Source organism: Streptomyces sp. NPDC002130 (assembly GCF_040296465.1).
In the GTDB taxonomy this organism is placed as follows: Bacteria; Actinomycetota; Actinomycetes; order Streptomycetales; family Streptomycetaceae; genus Streptomyces.
This window is the reverse complement of record NZ_JBEOXI010001103.1, coordinates 1-1,144: the sequence shown is the minus strand read 5'-3', so window position 1 is coordinate 1,144 and position 1,144 is coordinate 1. Positions and strand designations below refer to the sequence as shown.

The 1,144-nt window shown below is 60.8% G+C and carries 1 protein-coding gene; it reads left to right on the top strand.

Annotated elements, in window-relative coordinates; translation table 11 throughout:
- Positions 1 to 331: 331 nt before the first annotated feature.
- Positions 332 to 1,144: type VII secretion protein EccB (gene eccB / locus ABT116_RS48790; protein ID WP_351648022.1), on the top strand; the 813-nt coding region annotated here is incomplete at its 3' end.

Sequence of the window (1,144 nt, the reverse complement as noted above, 5' to 3'; positions counted from 1 at the left end):
GCGATCGGTTCGATGCTGCTGTGTGGAGCCCGCGCAGAGGGGGACAACCTCATTGGTGGCGGATCACAGATGCCTCCTGCGAAGACGGCAACCGATTGCCAGCGCCCAGAGCCAATCCAGCCCACTGGCCATCGCGATTCCGCCCGCACCGATTCCGAGAATCTGTGCCGACACGAATTCGTGCGTCGAAATCCTGTGCGACGACGGCCAATGCCTCAACCGCGATCGGTCCACGGTTCCTCCCCGATACCTGACCTGCGAACTACCCGAAAATTTCCGCCCCGGCGAAACTGTACTGTGTCTTCGCAAGGGGATGTAAGGCACGGGGGGAATGATGGCTGCGACACCTACCACTCGCTGGCAGGTCAACGGGTACCGATTCTTGGTCAGGCGGATGGAACACGCGCTGGTCAGACGAGACGTTCGGATGCTTCACGATCCGATGCGGTCACAGTCGCGCGCCTTCACCGTCGGAATAGTCCTCGCTGCACTGGGATTGGCGGGTTGTGCGGTGCTTGCTCTGTTTCGGCCACAGGACAAGATCGGCGATGCAGATATCGTCGTTGCAAAGGAATCGGGCGCGATGTTCGTCGCCATGGAGGGTACTTTTCGCCCTGTGCTGAACTTGGCCTCGGCACGACTGATTCTGGGTTCGCCAGGAAAACCGGCAATAGTCAAGGCATCCGAGGTCGAGGCGAAACCCCGGGGCGCGCTCGTCGGCATTCCCGGCGCACCGTCCGCGCTGCCGGAATCGGCCGACCCGACCAACGCATTGTGGACGGTGTGCGATTCCGTCGGATCCGACGGGAGAAAATCGTTGACGACTTCGGTCCTGGTCGGCTCGTCCAATGTCGGTGAAAACACGACATATCTGACGAATGACCGTGCATTCCTGGTGAAGTCGGGGGCCGATCACTTTCTCGTGTACGACGGAAAGCGAGCGGAAATCGATGTGGACAATCCGGCGATCATGCGGGCTTTGGGGCTGGAAGGGGCACAGGCGCGACCGATCAGCATCGGATTCCTCAATTCGATTCCCGAAGTTCCGCGCGTCGACGCTCCGCGAATTCCCGAACTGGGCTCAGCACCCCGGTTTCCTCTGCAGAACAAAACTGTCGGCTCCGTCGTCCAGGTTTCGGCGGGT